The organism is Serratia sp. 506_PEND (genome assembly GCF_001076875.1).
In the GTDB taxonomy this organism is placed as follows: domain Bacteria; phylum Pseudomonadota; class Gammaproteobacteria; order Enterobacterales; family Enterobacteriaceae; genus Serratia; species Serratia marcescens.
In genome coordinates, this window is sequence record NZ_JVEL01000611.1 from 1 (window position 1) to 16,893 (window position 16,893).

The window sequence follows — 16,893 nt, forward strand, 5'->3', positions numbered from 1 at the left end:
AGTGAGAGGCAATTTTAAATACAATGTGACATAGATCACAAAAATAAAAAATAATTAAGCCAAATACACCCAAATACGTTCATTTATTGACCGCCAATTTGCTCACAAAACAGCCATAGGTAAAAAAACGTCTTAAAAACAATGTTTATCCGCCAAAAAATTATCTTTTTTAGATCAATTCGAACAAAAGCATCACCAAACCAAAATAACAGAACAAAAATCTGCATATAGGCAACAAACTCAGTATAAATAACCATTTGAGTTACTAAAAAATATCCAAGCTGAAAAATAACCAATGTAAACTATAAGGTTATTAGCTATCGGATTTGACTTAAGCCCTCCGCCTGAGGCTGTTCTAATTTTCAACATCAGGTGATTATGGCTTATCAATGATTCGCAGGCGTAGTGAACAAGCTAACAGACGTAACGATATGTTTCCGTATTAGCACGATGCAAGAATGCTTTTTTTGAGTTAAATTTCCCCAAAACGTTATATCGGCGGCAACTCATAAAACTTTAATGCTTTTTATTTCTTTTTCTGACGCCGAGATAATTCCCCCTCACCCCAGAGATTATTTACATGGCTTTGGCTTTCATCACTTCATTGTCATAAAATAAAACGCAGTTTTGTTTTACTGTTGATATTTCGTCATCGAAAAAACGGTTTTTCAACGCAAGCAGCGGCGACAAACACCGCCCAATGCCGCGACGGCGCCACGGCCGGGTGAAAAAATCACCGCAAAAGAGGCCCGGCACGGCACCGCGCGCTGGTGCACAGCACGAATGACGACGCGTCGGCCGTCAACCGCCCTGAGACTTTCCCTATTTCTCCATTAATCAGCAGGCTGAGATTGCTGACGGCGCACTGGCATATTATGATTTATCAAAGCGCCGCTACGGGCGGCGTGACATCATTACCCAGTGCAATTTATCTAATTGAAATGATTTTTGTCAGGTCGTACATCGCTGCCTCGACGGCGTCGCCGTGAGTCGCCATGTGTTATTCACCCGGCTTTAACTATTAACAGGCTATATTTTAATCATGACTGATACGCTCGAATATCTGCTGACATTTCGTAAATGCTCCTCTTTGGACAGCCTGGAGAAGGTGTACGACAAACTGAACTACTCCATTGAAAACGATACGGAAATGAGCAATATGTACCGTGCCGCCGATCACCGTCGCGCCGAGCTGGTTGCCGGTAAATTGTTCGATCTGGGCAAGGTGCCGAAAACGCTGTGGGCACAGGTGCTTTAATTCAGTGAAATTACGTGCGGCAACGGTTTTATCTTTTATTGCTATATAACCGGGATAAATTCAGCTTTTATTGCCGCGCGTGATATGAAACACATTTATTAGGCTCACCAGGTTCTACCCTTTATCCGACGCAGTGCTTCCACCAAGGCCGCCGATGCGGCAGCCTGAAACACGATGGATACAACAAGGAGTCGGATATGGGGTATCAAAACGTTCTGGTCACCGTCGCCGTTGCCCCTGACAGCCACCGCCTGGTGGAAAAGGCCGTCTCCATCGTTCGCCCTTACGGCGGCAGCATCACCCTGTTAAGCACCCTCGCCAATCCGGAAATGTACAATAATTTCGCCGGGCCGATGCTGGGCGATTTGCGCTCGCTGATGGAAGAGGAAACCCGGCTGTTTATGGAAGAACTGCGCCAACGCGCCGGCTACCCTATCGCCGATACGCTGATCGTGCATGGCGAGCTGGGTGACAGCCTGGCATTCGCCAGCCGCCGTCAACCGTTTGACCTGCTGCTCTGCGGCAATCACCGAGACAGCATGATGAACAAAGTCTCCTGTTCCGCCGCCCGCTTTATCAATATCAGTCATATCGACGTGCTGATCGTTCCGCTCTGAGCTAAGCACATTCGGTCACGTCCCCTTAGCGCCCCTGGACTAGGCTTAACGGACCTTGTTTGCCGCAACACAAAGGAGCTTTCGATGTCCCCTTCTCAACAGAACCGCCGCTTCCTGCTGGCCTCGCGTCCGCACGGCGAACCGACGGCGGCGAACTTCCGTCTCGATACCGTCCCCGCACCGCAACCCGGTGCCGGCCAACTGCTGCTGCGCACCGTCTATCTGTCGTTGGATCCTTATATGCGCGGACGCATGAGCGATGCCCCCTCCTATGCGCCGCCGGTGGAGATCGGCCAGGTGATGGTGGGCGGTACGGTATCGCGCGTGGCGGCCTCACAGCATCCCGATTTCAACGTCGGCGATGGGGTGTTGGGATATGACGGCTGGCAGGAATATGCGCTGTCCGACGGCAGCGGCCTGCGCAACCTCGGCCCGCATTTGCCGCACCCTTCCCGCCTGCTGGGCGTGCTCGGCATGCCGGGATTTACCGCATACATGGGGCTGCTCGACATCGGCCAACCGCAGGCGGGTGAAACGCTGGTGGTGGCCGCCGCCAGCGGTGCGGTTGGTTCGGTGGTCGGCCAAATCGGCAAACTGAAAGGCTGCCGCGTCGTCGGCGTCGCCGGCGGTGCGGAAAAATGCCGCTATGTAGTGGAAGAGTTGGGTTTCGACGCCTGTATCGATCACCGCGCCCCAGACTTTGCCGAACGGTTGGCCGCTGTCTGCCCACAGGGTATCGACATCTATTACGAGAATGTCGGCGGGGCGGTGTTCGACGCCGTACTGCCGCTGTTGAACACCAAAGCGCGCATTCCGGTATGCGGCATCATCGCCCATTACAATGCCACCGGATTACCCGCGGGGCCGGACCGCTTGCCGCTGCTGGAGGGGCTGATCCTGCGCAAACGCATCCGCATGCAGGGCTTTATCATCTTTGACGACTACGGCGCTCGCTTTGACGAGTTCTTGCAACAAATGAGCAGTTGGGTCGAACAGGGGAAAATCAAGTTCCGCGAAGACATCGTCGACGGGCTGGAGCAGGCGCCGCAGACGTTTATCGGCCTGCTGCAGGGCAAAAATTTCGGCAAACTGGTGATCCGCGTCGCCGACGAATAACCCGCAGCAGGGCGTGGTGCGCCACGCCCTGCTTTTAATGTACGGCTAATGTACGGCGCCATCGCCGAATCGCACATCTTCCTCTACCGTCAGCGTCACCTGCACGACAGTGCGCACCGCTTCCACCATCGTCGCCAGCGCCATGCTCGGCTTGCCCGGGTGCGCTGCCGCCAGTTCATGGCTGTACGGAATATGCACGAACCCGCCCCTGACCCGCGAATGATGCGTCTCCAGATAGTGACGCAGACCATAAAAAATATGGTTGCAGTTGTAGGTGCCTGCCGTATAAGAGACCGCCGCGGGGATCCCCTGCCGGCGCAGTTGCTGCACCGCGGCCTTGACGGGCAGCGTACTGAAATAGCCCACCGGCCCGCCGGCCACCACCGGCACGTCAATCGGCTGTTTACCAGCATTGTCGGGAATGCGGGCATCGATCAGATTGATGGCCACCCGTTCCAGGGATATCTCGGCCCGGCCGCCGGCCAGCCCCAGACAAATCACCGCCAGCGGCTGCAATGCCTCAATCGCCGCGATCAACTGCTGATTGGCCACGCCCAATACGCAGGGCAGCTCGAGCACCACGATCTCCGCGCCGGCAATATGTTCACCGGCCAACGCCTGCGCAATCTGCCAGGAAGGATTCACCGCATCACCATCGAACGGCTCAATGCCGGTGATCAAGACTTTGTTCATCATTTCCCCTGATTGAAGGCTAAATTCGTGTACTTCCAGCCTAAAGAACGCAGTATGATTCTGGAAATGGATTATCTTTATATAGGGTATTCATGAAATGAATTTATCCAGCGTCGATCTCAACTTGCTGGTGGTGTTTGAGGCGTTGTATCAGACGCGCAACGTCACCGCCGCAGGCCGGCGTCTTAACCGCGCGCAACCTTCCGTCAGCAATGCATTGGCGCGGCTGCGCATTCTTCTGAACGATCCGCTGTTTATTCGCAGCGGCGGCGCCATGGCGCCCACGCCGCGCGCCCACCAGTTGATGCCGCAAATACAGCGGGTGCTTGAACAGATCCATCTGGCGTTGGCGCCCCCTGCCCATTTCGACCCGGCCACCGCCGGGCAGCGGCGTTTTACGCTGGCGGCCGGCGACTATGCCGATATCTTGCTGCTGCCCGCCATCATCAGCCGGTTGCGTCAGACTGCCCCCGGCATCGATATTCGCGTTTCGCGCCTGGATCGCCACAATATTTACCGGCAGCTGGATCGCGGTGAGGTGGATATCGCGCTGGGAGGGCACCTTTCCGGTGCGGAAAGCCACTATGTGCGCACGTTGTTTGAAGAACATCTGGTGTGTATCGCCAGCCGTTCACACCCACAGCTGGCGGACGGCCGCTGGGATCTGGCGCGCTACCTCAGCCTGCCGCATGGGCTGTACGCACCGGCAGACGACGGCTCTGCCAGAGGGTTGGTCGACCGGCGTCTGGCGGAAATCGGCGGCCAACGGCGCGTTGCCGTGACCTTTTCACACATTGCCGCTCTGCCGGCCGTGGTCGCCGACAGCGATCTGATCGCCACGCTGGCCGCCAGCGCGGCCCGGCATTTTTCCGATCCGCAACGCGTACGCATTCTCCCGCTGCCTGACGAGTTGGCCATCGCGCCTTTCCCCATTGAGCTGATCGCCGGCCGGCAGGCGCAACGCGACCCGGCTTTAATCTGGCTCTGCGAGCTGATAGGTCAACTCTCCTTCGCCTCCTCTCCACGATAACGGCGGCATTCGCTGCATTTTCAACCGTTCAAACGCATGTTCCCAGGCCCGTCGGCGGGCCCTGGGACGCCCACCAAATAGGAATCATCCGAATTAACATTCGCCAAATTTATATATTTGATCATCTTTAACTGGCAAATGGTAAGGATAAAAAACAGTCAGTGACTTTTTTTACGTAAAAAAAGAGTTGTTTTATAAGCACGTTGACTTATGTGTTACACATTTATTTTTTGGTATTACCAATTGCCCAATAATTTGAGATAAAAAATGATCTACCCGCATCCATATGTTTTAAATGATAAAAAACAAGATCGTGAGCAAGTTAACGAATTGAGCATTGATCCACAAGGCTATTTTGCAAATGCAGTGCTCTATTGTAGACTGCACAAATCGTGCCTTTGTGTAAACTTTGTTAAATCTTTCGTCAGTTCCTGTCTCCATTCGTGACAGATACGCCATCGGGATCGCGCGTCAATTCTCGTGCGGTAGCTATGCCTAAACCGGGGAATAGTATGGATCGTCTTATCATTGCGCACACGCCTTTGCCCGCCCATCAGCTGTTGTTCAGAAGCCTTTCCGGTGAGGAAAAACTGGCCGGCCTGTTCGAATTCGACGTCGAGCTGCTCAGCCCCGACAATCGGCTCGATCTGAAAGCGCTGCTGGGACAAAAAATCACGCTGGAGCTGCGGGGCAATCCGTTGGCGCCGCGTTATCTCAACGGCAATATCACGCGCATGACCCTCTCCGGGCGAGAAGCCGGCGGCAACCGTTACTATATCTACCGCGCCGTGCTGCGCCCCACGCTGTGGTATCTGACGCAAAACCGCGATTTTCGCATCTACCAGGAAAAGACCGTTCCCGACATCCTGACTCAGGTGCTGGGGCAGTATCAGGTGAAAATCGATAACCGCCTGAGTTACGACTACCGTATCTGGGGGTACTGCGTGCAGTACCAGGAGAGCGATTTCGATTTCATCAGCCGTCTGATGGAACACGAAGGCATCTATTACTATTTCACGCACCAGCAAGACGGCCATACGCTGGTGCTGGCTGACGCGCCGGCGGCGCATCAGGAACTCGCCGGCTACGCCAGCATTCCCTATCAGCTCGCGGAAGGCGGCCTGGTGGAAAACAAAGACAGCATCAATAGCTGGAGCGTTTCTGACGCCATCACGCCCAGCCTGTATAGCCTGGATGACTACGATTTTCGCAAGCCGCGCGCGCGGTTGCTGGAAGCCCGGCAAAATCCCGCCTCGTTCGCGCAGGACAAAGCCGAGGTGTTCGACTGGCCCGGCCGTTATACCGATCACGCCCATGGCCAGTTTTACGTCAAGGTTCGCCAACAGGAGTTCGAAGCGCAGCATGAGCAGATGAGCGGCGAAGGCAATTCGCAGGGCATTGCGCCCGGCTACCGTTTTCAACTGACCCAGGCGCCGCGTATGGAAGACAACCGCGCCTACCTGGTGGTCAGCGCGCATTACTTCATGCAGGAAAACAGCTACGCCAGCAACGATAACGACGTCGGCGAGCAGCGAACCGAATTTCAGGTCGTTCCGGCGGACATCAATTGGCGCCCGGCGCGCACCACGCCCTGGCCGAAAACCCATGGCCCGCAAACTGCCGAAGTGGTGGGCCCGGAAGGCGAAAGCATCTGGACCGATAAATATGGCCGGGTGAAACTCAAGTTCCGTTGGGATCGCCACGGCAGCGGCAACGAAACCAGCTCCTGCTGGGTGCGCGTCTCCAGCGCCTGGGCCGGCTGGAAATACGGCGGGATCCAGATCCCGCGCGTGGGTGAGGAAGTGGTGGTCGACTTTATCAATGGCGATCCGGATCGCCCCATCATCACCGGCCGCGTTTACAACGAAGACAGCATGCCGCCTTGGGATCTGCCCGGCGACGCCACCAAAATGGGCTTTATGAGCCGCAGCAAAGGCGGCGGCGTCGACAACGCCAGCTTCCTGTTCCTGGAAGACTCGCCCGGCAACGAATCTTTCGATATGCACGCCGAACGCAACATGAACATGACGGTGGAAAACGACAAGAACGTCAATATTGACGGCAGTCGCACCACCATCATCGGTCGCCAGCAGGACGACACCGTCACCGGCGACGCCACGTTCCTGTACAAAGCGAAACGCACCACGACGGTCAATGGGCTGGAAACCGCCAACCTGAACGCTCATCAGACGGTGAACATCAAAGGCGGCCGCGACCTGACGATTATCGACGGCGGCGATAAAATCGACATCACCGGCAATCAGTCCTTCAAGCTCGACGGCGCGCAGACGCAAAACATTACGCAAACCCAGCATGTCACGGTCAAAGGCAACCAGACCCTCGACATTACCGAGGGGCAACAAACCAGCACCATCAAACAAGGGCAAACGGTCAACATCACTTCCGGCGGGCAGCACACCACCATCTCCGCCGGCGGGCAGGAATTGACGATTAAAGGCGGCGGCCAAACCGCCACCGTAACCGGGAATGTCACCGAGACCTACAAAAACGATCAGAGCACAACGATCACCGGCACGCTGACCATCAAAGCGAAAACGATCAATATCACCAGCAGCGACGGCGTATCGGTGCAAACACCGAGCTGGAAAGACAACTGCCACGGCTTGAAATGGGTGGCGACCGGGGCCAACTTCGCCTTTTACGGTTCAAATCTTGCGTTGACAGGGGCCAGCCTGAAACACACGATGCTCGATATTTCGCACAACCCGCTGTCGATCAGCAAAACCAATTTCAAGCTCAGTAATGATCCCATGACGTTCACGCAGCTTGGCGCGCTGGTGACCAACGGTGCCTTACGATTGAGCACCAAGGCGCTGGCGATCTTCTTGTAAAGGGACACCCATGTCGAAGGCCAAAAATGTTTTCACCGTTATCGGTTTGATTTTATTGGCTCCCATTCTCAGCCTGGTGGGCTTTTTCAAATTCATCACGGTCGATATCTGGGGTTATTTCAAACATATCGGTTCTTCCCTCAGCGTGATGGAGAACGGTATTTCCGCCTCAGGGCAAATCGTCAGCATTCGCCAGACCAACCTGTGGGACGGGAATCGGCCGGTCTGCGAAGTCGAAGTCAAGTACATCGCCCAAGACGGGAAAAACCGTACGGCCGTGGCGAAAGGCCCGATCAGCGTCGTGGATCTGCCGCGTTATCAACCGGGCCATTTCATCGCGATAAAGTACGATCCGAAGAATCCCAAAAAAGCGGTGATCGAAGAGCTTTCCCGGCTTTGAGCGAAAAGCATCCCTTCAATCACGCGATCCGAAACAGCTTATCGTTCATCAGTTCGCGAAATCACCTTGCATAAGGAAGTGTCACGATGGGCACGTTCATTGCCTTTTCGACGCAGGACAGCCTCTGGGGACAAATCCTGTTTACCTTCTTTGGCATCCTGGTTGGCTGCGTATTGCTCGCTGCGATCGGCAAAACCTTTTTGTCGGCCAACCGAGCGGCCACGTTGCCTTTGCGGCTGCTGATCTTTGTCGCGCTGATGCTGGCGCTCCTGAAATACAACCAGCAGGTGATGTCTGCGGTGAATGCCCCCGCAGAACTGATCGGATTGCTGATTTTTCCCGGCTTTTTGATGAGTTACCTGGGTACGGCGCCCACCGGCCGCCTGGCGCTGGCGATAGAGCTGCCCTGTTTTGCGGCGCTCGCCGCGCTGCTGATCCTGGGCACCGCCGACGTCGGCTTCTTTGCGCCCTATCACCTGGAGAGCGCCGGCCAATTGCTTGCCAAGGCGATCGCCGCGGCGTTGTCCGTGGCGGCTGTCCTGCTGGCTCGTGGAATAAGCGGAAAGGACAACGCACTGTCCTCTTGATCATCCATTTCGAAGCGGGGCGCTCCCCGCATTGGCGATCGGCTCTGAACGCCGCATCGTTTTCTTCATCTGTTGTGACATAGCCTGATATCTATTAAACCGAAAAACGGATTGTTTTTGAGCAAGCAGCCTGGCTGCCGGCTGATATCCACAGGAAGCTTTACACACACAATGAAAGTCGTAAAACCTCTGCGCCTCAGCGCGCTTCATCGACCCTTCTCTTGGCAAGGGCAAAACCATCTGGGCGTTTCCGTTTTGGCCTTGGCCGACATGGGGGCAGCCCCGCGCCTGCGTCCCGAACCGGAGTTGTGGCAGTTGGCCGCCGACGAACTCACGTTGAGCGGCGGCGTGCTCGATTTGGCTATCCCAAAAGCCTGCGCGGAGTTTCTCGCCACCGGCAACGCCTACACCCATCATCAACAAGACAAAACCGCTTGCGCCGTGAAGATCCAGCTTGATTCGCTGGAAAAAACGCTGGTGGTTTTCGGCGATCGCCATTGGATCAACGATCGCCCCTCTACTCCCCTCCCTTTTGCAGAGATGCGTCTGGACTGGCGCCGGGCTTACGGCGGTGCACAGTTCGCCGATAATCCGCACGGCATCGGCGCCACCCCAGAAACATTTCCGCAAGGCCGCATCCATCGCCTACCCAATGTTGAACCCCTGCAGGGGCGCCTTGCGTCTTCTCGGCAAAGCGCGCAACCGGCAAGCTTTGACGCGTTGGATATCACCTGGCCGCGCCGCTTCTCCCGCATCGGCAAAAACTACGACGCCGACTGGTTGAAAAACGGCTTTCCCGGCTTCGCCAACGATATCGACTGGCGCCTGTTCAACATGGCGGAAAGCGATCAGCAGTTTCCTCAACGCGACAGCTTGCCGCCCCGGGCCGCCTATCGGATTTGGAACATGCACCCTTCAGAACCGGTGCAGCAAGGGCATTTGCCGCCGTGGCGCGCGCGCTGTTTCATCAACCGGCTGCGCGGCGGCGAAACGCATTTCGATGAGATCGCGATGCGCCACACCACCGTCTGGTTCTTCCCACATCGGGAACAGATGCTGCTGATTTATCAGGGCAGCACACGCATCAATGAAGACGATGCCGCCGACGTGATGCAGCTGATGCCGGCCCTGGAAACCGAAGGCGAGCCCCGCTCCACCGCGCATTATCGGCAGGTGTTGGCCCAGCGGCTGGATAAAGAACGGGGTGCTCTGCACGCTTTTCGTGAACAAGAGTTGCTGCCGGAGGCGTGCATCGGCGCCTGGCTGGATACGGAAACGCCGACGCAGCAAAGCCCGATGGCGGAAAATATCGCCGCCTACGAGCACCAGCAACGCGAAGAGCATCGCCAGCGTCTGCTGCGCGAGGGGCAAGACATCGATGAACTTTTCCCGCGCCCGTCGCAAGAGGCGCCGCCGAAGCTTGACCAGCTCGCCGAATTCGTCGAGCGCCTGGAAAACCAGGCCGAGGCGCAGTATCAGGACATGCTCAAGCTGACGCAAGCCGAGGGCATCGATCCGCTCAACCCCGGTGGGGATCACGTGCCGCCATCCGGTGCGGAAAGCTACCAGCAGCAACGCGATCTGCTGTTCCAGGAGGCGCGCCGCCATCCCGACGCGTTTAGCGCTAAACAGCGTGGGGAAAGCGAGCGCGCGCTGCATCAAATGTATTTAATGTCGGCGCAGGCGCAAAGCCCTGCACTGCGTTTGCGTGGCGATCTGGCGCAAATCATTCGCCAACGCGTCGCCGCCGCCATGCTGCGCGATAAGGATCTCAGCGGTCTTGATCTCACCGGCGCCGATCTGTCCGGCATGGATCTCTGCCAGGCTAACTTGCGCGGCGCTTTGCTGGAAAACGCCGATCTGCGCCAAACCCAATTGGTGGGTTGCGATCTTCGCGAGGCGATGTTGGCGCGCGCCGATCTCAGCGGCGCCGTCTTACAGCAGGCCGATTTGAGCCACGCCTCCTTGGCCCTGGCGAAATGCGAAGCGACGGATTTCGGCGGCGCGCGGTTGCACGAAACCAACATTCAGCAAACGTTGTTTCAACGCTGCGATTTCACGATGGCGTCGTTACGCGACTTGCTGGGATACGAAACCCTGCTCGGGCAGTGTGACTTCAACCGCGCCACGCTGGCCAACATTACGCTGATGGAGCTGCAACTGGAGCAGCTGACATTCAGCCACGCCCGGCTCGACAAAGTCAGCTTCGTCAAATGCCGGCTGCTGGCGGTGAACTTCGATCGGGCGCGGCTAGAGAGCTGCGCCTGGGTTGATACCGAGACGCAAAGCCTCAGCTTCCGCGCCGCACGCCTCACCGCCTGCGCCTTCGCGGCCAAGACGCTGTTGCCGCAGGCGGATTTCAGCGACGCGACGCTGAACCAGTGCAATTTGCGCCAGATGCCGTTGCAGCGGGCGAATTTCAACCGCGCGCGCCTCGACAACTGCGACCTGTCGGAAACCCGGCTGAACGAGGCCGATTTCCGTCAGGCCAACGGCAGCGGCAGCCTGTTCATTCGCTGCGATCTGTCCCAGGCCAACCTGCGCGACGCCAATTTCATCGCGGCGATCCTGCAAAAATGCGTGCTGTCAGGCGCCGACCTGCAGGGCGCCAATCTGTTCCGGGCCGATTTGTCGCAGTCGCAAGTGGATCAGGCGACCCGGCTCGACGGTGCCTATACCGCCAGGGTGAAAACATTGCCTCGCCATAACGGGAAGGAAGTATGACGTCAAAACCTGAGCAGATACGCCAGCGCGTGAAACGCGGCGAGCTGATTGCCGGTGAGGATTTGCACGGCCTGTCATTCGCCGGTATGGATTTGGCCGGCGGCATGTTCAACGAACTGAACCTGAACGGCGTGAACTTCTCCGATTGCGATCTGCGCGACAGCGTCTTCAGCGATTGCCGGCTCGAACACGCTCAATTTGCGCGGGCGAACCTGAAGCAAACGGCCTTCAATCAGTGCGTCATGGCGGGCGGCCGCTTCAGCGAGAGCCATATCGAACTGACGATGTTCAACGACTGCCGGCTTGAACAGAGCGACTTCAGCCGGCTGTCGCTCAACCAAAGCCACTGGATGTCATGCCAATTGGCCGGCGCGAATTTTTCCGCCACTCAGCACGATCGCACCACCTTTTACGAAAGCCCGCTCGACGGCGCAGATTTAAGCCATACGAGGCTGTCACTTGTCACATTCTTTCGATTAAATCTCTGTGAAACAAGGTTTGAAGGGGTTGATTTCGACCGCGTCACGTTTTTCGAATGTGACCACCGCGGCAAAAGTTACGCCGGGCAGCGTCTCATCGCCTGCCAGTTTACCGATAACCAACTGGACGACGTCGATTTCAGCCAGGCGACGTTGCGCCAAAGCAACTTCAAGGGCGCTTCGCTGCGGCGCGCCAACCTGACGGGTGTGCAAGCGCAGCAGTCACTGTGGCTGGAAGCCAATCTGACCCACGCGCAGTGCCGCAGCGGGCAGTTCGATCAGGCGATCTTCAGCGAAGCGACGCTGGACGCCGCCAACTTTAGCCAGGCGCGCCTGTATCAATGCGTGTTCCAGCGCAGCCGCGCGGCGCGCTGTGATTTCAGCGACAGCGACCTGACCTACGCCGACTTCTGTTACGCCGACATCGGCGCCGCCGATTTCCGGCGCGCGCGTTTTATGCGCACCCGCATGCACCGCGCCCACCAGCAGCAAACGCGCTGGGGCGATCGCAGCGGCATTCTCGAGAGCGACGAAGAGCTGTACGCCGCTGAAACCTGGAGCGCACAGCGCCAGAGCCGAATCTGAATGCATTGACCACTTCACGAGGGGATCACCATGAGCGTTGCCAACACAACTCGCGCCGTCAACATCGCACCGCCCCAGCAGGCCGCCGGCCAGGTCGTCAACCTGTTGCCGGACGGCAGCCTGGTGGTGGAGTGCGAAGGCCGCGGCTGGCATTGCCGCCGGGCGGCGAGCTGCCTGCTGACGCCGGCCCTCGGCGATAACGTGCTGGTCGCCGGCTGCGGCCACCAGCTGTGGGCGATCGCTGTCCTCGAGCGCGCGGAACCGCAAAACGCAGCGCGGCTCTGCGTCGCAGGCGATCTGCACATTGAAACGCCGAACGGTTCGCTGTCGCTGCATGGCGCGCAGGCGCTGAACCTGAGCGGCGACGCCATGACGCTGCAGGCGAACAGCGGCGACTGCCACGTCGACAAGATGAAATACAGCGGCGAAGAGCTGTCGGCCTTCGTCAGCCTCAGCCGCCTGGTCGGCAAACGCTGCGAGTCGCTGTGGCATTCAGTCAGCCAGATCAGCCATTCGCTGTTCCGCAAAGTGCGCCAGACCGAGCACGTGCGCGCCGGGCAGCTGGATTACCAGGCGGAAGATTATGCCCGCATTCATGCCCGCAACACGCTGATTACCTCGAAAGACATCACCAAGCTGGATTCGGAACAAATCCACGTCGGATAACCTGCGGAGGCCTTTTATGTTTGCCAACAGCCAAATGATCGGCGTGGACCTGGCGTTTCCCGACGTCTGTCTGACGCCAAGCCCGGCGCCGGTGCCCGTGCCCTACCCGGATATCGCCCTCGCGCCGACCGCCATCCCGAACGCATTCAATATTCTGTTCGTCGGCACCCCGGCGCACAACATGGCGACGGTGACGCCGCTGACCAACGGCGACAACCCCGGCGTGGCCACCGGGGTCGCTTCCGGGACGGTGATGGGGCCGTCCCGCCACCTGACCGGCGCCTTTACCGTGCTGCTCAAAGGCACCCCGGCCACCCGGCTGACCAGCCTCAGCCTGCAGAATTCCACCAACGCGCTCGGCATGCGCATCGTGCCGAGCCAATTAAAAGTGTTGCTGCTTGCGCCCTGATGACGGCGCCTTATTACACAGCCATTCAATCAAGAAGAAGAGGATATTGTGAAAACACGGATTACCCTGACGCTGCTGACCGCCCTGACGCTTGCCGGTTGCTCCACCCCTCCGCCACCGCCGCCGGCGCTCAATAACGACGCCATCGTCAGCAGTGAAGTCAATGGCGTCACGCTAAAGCACCGCGCCGCGGTAAGCACGCCGAAACAGTTCAAACCGATCGGTGAGGAATACCGCAGCCTGTACGCCGCCAGCATCATGAGCAGCCCCGATTATACCGGCACCGCCGTCGGCAGCCTGGACAACGCCGCCGCGTTCTACGCGCTGGGCGAAGTGGAAAACAATTGGCTGGCGATCTCCGCCATCCGCGGCGGCGATCTGGTGGGTTATATCCAGGCCAACGCCGGCGTGCCGGAAGCGCGCTACAAATCGACGCTGCGCAAAGATCTGCCGCGCCGCGCGCGCGCCGCCAAACAGGACTGCGTCAAAGTCGGCGGCGACAGCAAGGCGTGTAAAAACGCCGGCTCAGCCACCTGGATCCTCCAGTAGTCAGTACGCCTGCGGGCGACGAGATTCCCATGATGACGACCCCTATCGCTTCCCGCTGGTGCGGGATGCTGTTTCTGCTGCTGGGCGCGTTGGCGCTCGGCGGTTGCATGTCTTCCGCCAAAAGCGTGCCGTCGCGCTACAGCCTGGTGTTCGATGCCGATCGCCAGGTCAACGCCGCCGCCGGCGCGCAACCGGCGCCGATAAAAATTCGCGTGCTGCTGCTGCGTTCGGATGCGGAATTCATGGATGCCGACTTCTTCAGTCTGCAAAACGACGCCAAAAGCGTGCTCGGCAATAGCCTGCTGGACAGCGATCAGTTCTTCCTGACGCCGGGCCAGACCGGCAAGACGCTCGGCGGGCAAAGCGCGTTGGACGCACGTTACATCGGCGTAATCGCCGAGTATCAAAACCTGGACGGCAAGACCTGGCGCATTTCGCTGCCGCTGCCGGAGCCCACCGAAACCAATTTCTACAAGGTATGGCAATTCTCGCCGGATGAGCTGGAAGCGCATATCGTCGCGGGCGTGAATGGCCTGCGTCCCGTAAAAAAGGTCGACTGACCTACCGCTGCGCTGAAGCGAAGTAACTATAGGTGTGATGATGAAAGATGCTCATAAGGTTGTCTGGACTGAGGGGATGTTTTTGCGCCCTCACCATTTCCAGCAGGCGGAAAACTATCTCGAAGGCTATATGCGCAACTGGGGTCAGGCCCACAGCGGCTGTTTCTGGGGGTTCCTCACCCTGGATCTGGACCAAACGCTGCTGCGCCAGGGCAAAATTGCGCTCAACGCCGCCAGCGGCATCATGCCGGACGGCACGCCGTTTCGCTTTGCCGGCGCCCAGCAGGCGCCCGCGCCGCTGAGCATCGCCGAAAACAAGACCGGTGAAAACGTGGTGCTGGCCCTGCCGACTTACCGCGCAGGGCGTGAAGACGTGATCTTTCAGGAAAGCCCGGAGGCGCTGGCGCGCTATCTGGCTTACGAGAACGAAGTCGACGATCTTAATGCCGTCTCGGTGGGCAGCGCGGCGCTGCAATTTGGCCGCCTGCGCCTGCGGCTGATGCTGGAGAGTGAACTCAACGCCGAATGGACGGCGCTCGGCGTTACCCGCGTGCTGGAAAAGCGCGGCGACAACAGTCTGCGTCTTGATACGGCGCAAATCCCGCCGATGCTGAACTGCCAGGGCAATCCGGTACTGAAAACCTTCATCAACGATCTGCAGGGCCTGCTGCAGCAGCGCAGCCAGCAGATGAGCCAGCGCCTGCTGCAGCCGGGGCGCGGCGGCAGTTCCGAAATGGTCGATTTCATGCTGCTGCAGCTGATCAACCGCCATCTTGGCCAGGTGAGCCATGCCTATCACCTCGACCATCTGCACCCGGAACGCCTGTTCGCCGATTGGCTGCAGTTCGCCACCGAGCTCGCCAGCTTCTCGGCGCAGCGCACCCCGGAAGGCCGCCTGCCGGTGTACGACCACGACAACCTGGCGCTGTGCTTCGGCAAGCTGATGCTGTTGCTGCGTCAAGGATTGTCGGTGGTGCTGGAAGACAACGCCATTCAGCTGACGCTGGTCGAACGATCCCACGGGCTGAACGTCGCCACCGTGCAGGACGCCAAAATGATGCGCGACTTCGGCTTCGTGTTGGCGGTGCGCGCCGACGTGGCCGCCGAGGTGTTGCTGACCCACTTCCCGGCGCAGATGAAGATCGCCCCGGTCACGCGCATCCGCGATCTGGTGCAGCTGCAGCTGCCGGGCATCGGCCTGCGCACCATGCCCGCCGCGCCGCGTCAGATCCCCTATCACGCCGGCTACACCTATTTCGAGCTGGAAAAAGGCGGCGACCTGTGGAAACAGATGGAAAAATCCAGCGCCTTCGCCCTGCACCTGGCCGGCGAGTTCCCGGGGCTGGACATGGAATTTTGGGCGATTCGCAGCCATACGGACCGGTAACCTATGACTCAGGAAAATAGCATGGCGCCGGCGGCCAATCCGCTGGTGGACGCCGCCAACCCGCTGCTGAACGCCATTTCGCAGATCCGCCAGTCGGCTACGCACGCCAACCCGGCGCAGCTGCGCCAACAGCTGATCGACGAAATGCGCCGTTTCGAGATCCGCGGCCAACGCGCCAATCTGCCGTACGAAGTGATCATCGGCGCGCGTTATTGCCTGTGCACCGCGCTGGATGAAGCAGCGGCGCTGACCCCGTGGGGCAGCAACAGCGTGTGGTCCGGCAGCGGGCTACTGGTGACCTTCCATAACGAAACCTGGGGCGGCGAAAAGTTTTTCCAGCTGCTGGCCAAGCTGTCGCAGAGCCCGCGTGAGCACATCAACCTGCTGGAGCTGATCAATTATTGCCTGCTGCTGGGCTTTGAAGGCCGCTACCGGGTCATGGAAAACGGCCGTTCTCAGCTGGAAACCATGAAACAGCGTCTGCTGCAGCTGATCCGGACGGTGCGCGGCGGCTACGCCCCTCCCCTGTCGCCTCATGCGCTGGATCTGCCGGTACAGCAAAAACTGTGGCGCCCGCTGGTGCCGCTGTGGGCCTGCGTGGCGCTGACCGGCTTCCTGGCTTCGCTGCTGTTTATCGCCCTCAACTGGCGGCTGGGCGACAACACCAGCCCGGTGCTGGCGGCGATTTACCAAACCAATCTGCCGCAGGTGGCGATCGGTAACCCGGCGCCGGCTGCGCCGCCGACGCTGAGCCTGAAAAGCTTCCTGCGCAAAGAGATCGCCGAAGGGTTGGTGGTGGTGCGCGACGAAGCGCAGCAAAGCGTGGTGATCCTGAAAGGCGACGGGCTGTTCGACTCCGCCGCCACCACGGTGCGCGCCAACTATATCCCGGTCATCGACCGCATCGCCGCCGCCATGAACGGCGTCAGCGGCAAGATCCTGGTCACCGGCTACAGCGACAACGTGCCGATCCGCAGCGCC

General features: G+C 58.7%; 16 protein-coding genes. 15 read left to right on the forward strand and 1 reads right to left on the reverse strand.

Translation table 11 applies throughout. From position 1 onward, the window contains the following. The first annotated feature begins 1,042 nt into the window (after positions 1-1,042). The 3 genes from ydgT (at position 1,043) to ADK28_RS27795 (ending at position 2,991) form a co-directional block, all read left to right on the forward strand. Entirely contained in the window at positions 1,043-1,258 is a 216-nt protein-coding gene (gene ydgT, locus ADK28_RS27785) for a transcription modulator YdgT (RefSeq protein WP_004934895.1), read from the forward strand. A 197-nt stretch (positions 1,259-1,455) separates the two neighbouring features. Continuing rightward, complete coding sequence (gene uspC, locus ADK28_RS27790; protein ID WP_016927278.1) at positions 1,456-1,875, forward strand: universal stress protein UspC; 420 nt, start codon at positions 1,456-1,458, stop codon at positions 1,873-1,875. An 84-nt stretch (positions 1,876-1,959) separates the two neighbouring features. Then, positions 1,960-2,991, forward strand: coding sequence for an NADP-dependent oxidoreductase (locus tag ADK28_RS27795; protein ID WP_048797250.1), 1,032 nt, complete (start codon positions 1,960-1,962; stop codon positions 2,989-2,991). A 45-nt stretch (positions 2,992-3,036) separates the two neighbouring features. Here the strand turns inward: ADK28_RS27795 and pcp are convergent, their stop codons facing one another. Continuing rightward, positions 3,037-3,684, reverse strand: a complete 648-nt coding sequence (gene pcp, locus ADK28_RS27800; RefSeq protein ID WP_033641394.1) for a pyroglutamyl-peptidase I — start codon at positions 3,682-3,684, stop codon at positions 3,037-3,039. 97 nt (positions 3,685-3,781) lie between these two features. Between pcp and ADK28_RS27805 the strand changes: the two genes are divergently transcribed. The 12 genes from ADK28_RS27805 to ADK28_RS27860 all read left to right on the forward strand — a co-directional run. Beyond that, positions 3,782-4,714 (forward strand): LysR family transcriptional regulator, encoded by a 933-nt coding sequence (locus tag ADK28_RS27805; protein ID WP_033640014.1) that lies wholly within the window; start codon positions 3,782-3,784, stop codon positions 4,712-4,714. Positions 4,715-5,226: 512 nt separating this feature from the next. Further along, positions 5,227-7,566: a type VI secretion system Vgr family protein gene (locus ADK28_RS27810; RefSeq protein WP_033640013.1), complete on the forward strand. Its 2,340-nt coding sequence runs from the start codon at positions 5,227-5,229 to the stop codon at positions 7,564-7,566. Between the two features lie 10 nt (positions 7,567-7,576). Further along, positions 7,577-7,966 (forward strand): DUF3592 domain-containing protein, encoded by a 390-nt coding sequence (locus ADK28_RS27815; RefSeq protein WP_016927272.1) that lies wholly within the window; start codon positions 7,577-7,579, stop codon positions 7,964-7,966. 86 nt (positions 7,967-8,052) lie between these two features. Further along, positions 8,053-8,553 carry a hypothetical protein gene (locus tag ADK28_RS27820; RefSeq protein ID WP_033640012.1) on the forward strand — a complete coding sequence of 167 codons (501 nt, stop codon included), beginning with the start codon at positions 8,053-8,055 and terminating at the stop codon, positions 8,551-8,553. Positions 8,554-8,724: 171 nt separating this feature from the next. Further along, positions 8,725-11,277 (forward strand): DUF2169 family type VI secretion system accessory protein, encoded by a 2,553-nt coding sequence (locus tag ADK28_RS27825; RefSeq protein ID WP_048797251.1) that lies wholly within the window; start codon positions 8,725-8,727, stop codon positions 11,275-11,277. Then, positions 11,274-12,341 carry a pentapeptide repeat-containing protein gene (locus ADK28_RS27830; RefSeq protein ID WP_048797252.1) on the forward strand — a complete coding sequence of 356 codons (1,068 nt, stop codon included), beginning with the start codon at positions 11,274-11,276 and terminating at the stop codon, positions 12,339-12,341. The genes ADK28_RS27825 and ADK28_RS27830 overlap by 4 nt, the downstream gene beginning before the upstream one ends. A 30-nt stretch (positions 12,342-12,371) precedes the next feature. Continuing rightward, positions 12,372-13,007 carry a DUF3540 domain-containing protein gene (locus ADK28_RS27835; protein WP_033640009.1) on the forward strand — a complete coding sequence of 212 codons (636 nt, stop codon included), beginning with the start codon at positions 12,372-12,374 and terminating at the stop codon, positions 13,005-13,007. 16 nt (positions 13,008-13,023) lie between these two features. After that, positions 13,024-13,416, forward strand: a complete 393-nt coding sequence (locus ADK28_RS27840; protein ID WP_004934933.1) for a DUF4150 domain-containing protein — start codon at positions 13,024-13,026, stop codon at positions 13,414-13,416. A 48-nt stretch (positions 13,417-13,464) separates the two neighbouring features. Next, on the forward strand, positions 13,465-13,965 hold the full coding sequence (tagV, locus tag ADK28_RS27845; RefSeq protein WP_033640008.1) for a type VI secretion system accessory protein TagV: 501 nt from the start codon (positions 13,465-13,467) through the stop codon (positions 13,963-13,965). A 29-nt stretch (positions 13,966-13,994) separates the two neighbouring features. Next, on the forward strand, positions 13,995-14,525 hold the full coding sequence (tssJ, locus tag ADK28_RS27850; protein ID WP_042705419.1) for a type VI secretion system lipoprotein TssJ: 531 nt from the start codon (positions 13,995-13,997) through the stop codon (positions 14,523-14,525). 40 nt (positions 14,526-14,565) lie between these two features. Next, positions 14,566-15,912 carry a type VI secretion system baseplate subunit TssK gene (gene tssK, locus ADK28_RS27855; protein ID WP_028128110.1) on the forward strand — a complete coding sequence of 449 codons (1,347 nt, stop codon included), beginning with the start codon at positions 14,566-14,568 and terminating at the stop codon, positions 15,910-15,912. Between the two features lie 21 nt (positions 15,913-15,933). After that, positions 15,934-16,893, forward strand: a 960-nt coding sequence (locus tag ADK28_RS27860; protein ID WP_239686286.1) for a DotU family type VI secretion system protein, incomplete at its 3' end; no start/stop codon positions are given.

Excerpts from the sequence above, each read along its gene's own strand:
- ydgT (WP_004934895.1), top strand. The coding sequence starts at position 1,043 with ATGACTGATACGCTCGAATATCTGCTGACATTTCGTAAATGCTCCTCT.
- uspC (WP_016927278.1), top strand. The coding sequence starts at position 1,456 with ATGGGGTATCAAAACGTTCTGGTCACCGTCGCCGTTGCCCCTGACAGC.
- ADK28_RS27795 (WP_048797250.1), top strand. The coding sequence starts at position 1,960 with ATGTCCCCTTCTCAACAGAACCGCCGCTTCCTGCTGGCCTCGCGTCCG.
- pcp (WP_033641394.1), bottom strand. The coding sequence starts at position 3,684 with ATGAACAAAGTCTTGATCACCGGCATTGAGCCGTTCGATGGTGATGCG.
- ADK28_RS27805 (WP_033640014.1), top strand. The coding sequence starts at position 3,782 with ATGAATTTATCCAGCGTCGATCTCAACTTGCTGGTGGTGTTTGAGGCG.
- ADK28_RS27810 (WP_033640013.1), top strand. The coding sequence starts at position 5,227 with ATGGATCGTCTTATCATTGCGCACACGCCTTTGCCCGCCCATCAGCTG.
- ADK28_RS27815 (WP_016927272.1), top strand. The coding sequence starts at position 7,577 with ATGTCGAAGGCCAAAAATGTTTTCACCGTTATCGGTTTGATTTTATTG.
- ADK28_RS27820 (WP_033640012.1), top strand. The coding sequence starts at position 8,053 with ATGGGCACGTTCATTGCCTTTTCGACGCAGGACAGCCTCTGGGGACAA.
- ADK28_RS27825 (WP_048797251.1), top strand. The coding sequence starts at position 8,725 with ATGAAAGTCGTAAAACCTCTGCGCCTCAGCGCGCTTCATCGACCCTTC.
- ADK28_RS27830 (WP_048797252.1), top strand. The coding sequence starts at position 11,274 with ATGACGTCAAAACCTGAGCAGATACGCCAGCGCGTGAAACGCGGCGAG.
- ADK28_RS27835 (WP_033640009.1), top strand. The coding sequence starts at position 12,372 with ATGAGCGTTGCCAACACAACTCGCGCCGTCAACATCGCACCGCCCCAG.
- ADK28_RS27840 (WP_004934933.1), top strand. The coding sequence starts at position 13,024 with ATGTTTGCCAACAGCCAAATGATCGGCGTGGACCTGGCGTTTCCCGAC.
- tssJ (WP_042705419.1), top strand. The coding sequence starts at position 13,995 with ATGATGACGACCCCTATCGCTTCCCGCTGGTGCGGGATGCTGTTTCTG.
- tssK (WP_028128110.1), top strand. The coding sequence starts at position 14,566 with ATGAAAGATGCTCATAAGGTTGTCTGGACTGAGGGGATGTTTTTGCGC.